The sequence below is a fragment of the Cellulomonas septica genome, from assembly GCF_012396155.1.
GTDB classification, from domain to species: Bacteria; Actinomycetota; Actinomycetes; order Actinomycetales; family Cellulomonadaceae; genus Cellulomonas; species Cellulomonas septica.
Window position 1 is genome coordinate 1 of the sequence record NZ_JAAXOY010000443.1, and the last position, 3,070, is coordinate 3,070.

3 protein-coding genes are annotated in these 3,070 nt (G+C 75.0%); 1 reads left to right on the forward strand and 2 read right to left on the reverse strand.

Annotated features, from left to right (window positions below; genetic code table 11):
* Positions 1-44 precede the first annotated feature (44 nt).
* Both HGA02_RS14685 and dapE read right to left on the reverse strand, forming a co-directional pair.
* Positions 45-863, reverse strand: coding sequence for an LOG family protein (locus HGA02_RS14685; protein ID WP_168679742.1), 819 nt, complete (start codon positions 861-863; stop codon positions 45-47).
* 123 nt (positions 864-986) lie between these two features.
* On the reverse strand, positions 987-2,087 hold the full coding sequence (gene dapE, locus HGA02_RS14690; protein WP_168679744.1) for a succinyl-diaminopimelate desuccinylase: 1,101 nt from the start codon (positions 2,085-2,087) through the stop codon (positions 987-989).
* 102 nt (positions 2,088-2,189) lie between these two features.
* On the opposite strand from dapE, the gene dapD reads away from it, so the two are divergent.
* The coding region (dapD, locus tag HGA02_RS14695) for a 2,3,4,5-tetrahydropyridine-2,6-dicarboxylate N-succinyltransferase (protein ID WP_168679746.1) at positions 2,190-3,070 on the forward strand (881 nt) is incomplete at its 3' end.

Genomic DNA, 3,070 nt, shown 5'->3' on the forward strand with positions numbered 1-3,070 from the left:
CTCCGGTGCGGTCGTCTGCCCGGGGGGTGGCGCCGTCCCGCGCGTCACCCCGCGGCCTCGGGCGACGACTCCGCCTCCGCGGTCGCCCGCGCGGCGGCCTCCTCCTGGGCGCGCAGCTCCGCACCGCGTTCCCTGACGATGTCGACGGCCTCCTCGGCGTCGTCGACGACCTTGAGCAGCTCGAGGTCCACGGCGGAGATCATGCCGCGTTCGAGGACCGGCCCGCTCACCCAGTCCAGGAGGCCCTGCCAGTACGACCGCCCGACGAGGACGATCGGGAAGCTCGTGACCTTGTGCGTCTGCACGAGCGTGAGCGCCTCGAACAGCTCGTCGAACGTGCCGAAGCCGCCGGGCAGCACGACGAAGCCCTCGGAGTACTTGACGAACATCGTCTTGCGGGCGAAGAAGTAGCGGAAGTTCACGCCGAGGTCGACGTACGGGTTCATGCCCTGCTCGAACGGCAGCTCGATGCCGAGCCCGACGGACAGCCCGCCGCCCTCGAAGGCGCCGCGGTTCGCGGCTTCCATGATCCCGGGGCCGCCGCCGGTGATGACGGCGTACCCCGCGCCCGCGAGCAGGCGTCCGACCTCGACCCCCAGCCGGTAGTCGGTGCTGTCGGCCGGTGTGCGGGCGGACCCGAACACGCTCACCGCGGGCCCGACCTCGGCGAGCGCGCCGAACCCCTCGACGAACTCGCTCTGGATGCGCATGACGCGCCACGGGTCGTCGTGCAGCCAGGTCGCGCCGTCGCCGCGGCTCAGCAGGCGCTGGTCGGACGTGCTGGAGGGGATCTGCCGGCCGCGCAGGATCACCGGTCCCTTGCGGTACCCCTGGCCGGGTGCGGGCTGACCGTCGTCGCTCATGGGGTGACTCTAGGCGCGGGTCCGGGGGGTTCGCGGCCCGGACCGGCCGCCGTCACCGGACCGTCGCCGGAGCGATGCCGGTCCGTCGCCCGGTCCCCGTCCGGGCTGGTCGACGGCACGTCGTCAGGCGGTGAGCCACGCCCGCAGCGCGGCGTGCGAGACCTCGATCTGGTCCACGGGGCAGTGCTCGTCGACCTTGTGCGCGAGCAGCGGGTCGCCCGGGCCGAAGTTGACGGCCGGGACGCCGAGCGCCGAGAAGCGCGCGACGTCGGTCCAGCCGAGCTTCGCCGCGGGCGCGCCACCCGTGACGGCCAGCACGACCTCGGCGAACGCGGCGGCGGCCGGGTGGTCGAGGCCGGGACGTGCGCCGGGCGCGGCGTCCGTGACGACGACGTCGTAGCCGTCGAGCAGGTCGCGCACGTGCTGCGCGGCCTCCTCCACGCTGCGCGACGGCGCGAACCGGTAGTTCACGGTGACGACGCAGGCGTCGGGGATGACGTTGGCCGCCGTGCCGCCCGTGATCAGCACCGCGTTGAGGCCCTCGCGGTACACGAGCCCGTCGACCTCGACCGACGCGGCCTCGTACGACTCCAGGCGCCGCAGCACCTCCCCCGCGGCGTGGATGGCGTTGCGCCCCGTCCACGAGCGCGCCGAGTGCGCGGCGACGCCGGTCAGCCGGACCTCGGCGCGCAGCGTCCCGTTGCAGCCCCCCTCGAGGCCGCCCGCGGTCGGCTCGCACAGCACCGCGAAGTCGCACGCGAGCCACTCCGGGTGGGTCCGGACGAGCCGGCCGAGGCCGTTGAGGTCGGCGTCGACCTCCTCGTGGTCGTAGAACACCCACGTGACGTCGTGCGTCGGCGCGTCGAGCTCGGCCGCGAGCGCGAGCTGCACCGCGACGCCCGCCTTCATGTCGACGGTGCCGCGGCCCCAGACGACCCGGTCGGCGCCCTCGCCCTCGACGCGCGTCGGCACGTTGTCGACGATCGGCACGGTGTCGATGTGGCCCGCGACGACGACGCGCGTCGGCCGCCCGAGGTCGGTCCGCGCCACGATCGCGTCCCCGTCGCGCAGCACCTCGAGGTGCGGGTACGCCCGCAGCGCCGACTCGACCGCGTCGGCCAGCGCCTTCTCGTCGCCGCTCACGGACGGGACGTCGCACACCGCGCGCGTCAGGGTCAGCAGGTCGGCGCGCAGGTCGAAGGCGGGAGGCGTCGTGGCGGTCACACCGCGACCCTAGCCGCCGCGCCCGACGCGCTCCGGTCCGTCGCGGCCCGTCGCGGGGGCTACCGGACGGTAAGCGCCTGCACGTTGTCTAGGGTTGTCCGCATGACAGCACGCACGGCCTGGGGCTTCGGCCTGGCCACGGTCGCCGGAGACGGCACGACGCTCGACACCTGGTACCCCGCGCCCGCGCTCGGCGAGCCGCCGGCCGACGCGACAGCCCCCGCGGAGCTCGTCGCGGGCGAGCGCGTCGACGAGGCCCGGGGCGTGCGCGTGCAGGTCGTGCGGACCGTCGTCGACCTCGACGCCCCGCCGGCCGACACCGCCGACGCGTACCTGCGCCTGCACCTGCTGTCGCACCGCCTCGTCCAGCCCCACGGGCAGAACCTCGACGGCATCTTCGGCGTCCTGCCCAACGTCGTGTGGACCGACCGCGGGCCGTGCGCCGTCGACGGCTTCGAGACGACGCGCGCCCGCCTGCGCGCCGCGACGGGCGTCCCCGTGACCGTGCTCGGCGTCGACAAGTTCCCGCGCATGGTCGACTACGTCGTCCCGTCCGGGGTGCGCATCGCCGACGCCGACCGCGTCCGGCTGGGCGCGCACCTCGCGAGCGGCACGACCGTCATGCACGAGGGGTTCGTCAACTTCAACGCCGGGACGCTCGGCACGTCGATGGTCGAGGGCCGCATCTCCGGGGGCGTCGTCGTGGGCGACGGCTCCGACGTCGGCGGCGGCGCGTCGATCATGGGCACGCTGTCCGGCGGCGGGCGCGTCGTGGTGTCGGTCGGGCGCCGCAGCCTGCTCGGCGCGAACTCGGGCCTCGGCATCCCGCTCGGCGACGACTGCGTCGTCGAGGCCGGGCTGTACGTCACCGCGGGCACCAAGGTCACGCTGCTGGGCTGGGGTGCCGACGGCACGCCCGACCCGTCGGCCGAGCCGCGCGTCGTCAAGGCCCGTGAGCTCGCCGGCGCGCACGGCGTGCTGTT

Excerpts from the sequence above, each read along its gene's own strand:
- HGA02_RS14685 (WP_168679742.1), bottom strand. The coding sequence starts at position 863 with ATGAGCGACGACGGTCAGCCCGCACCCGGCCAGGGGTACCGCAAGGGA.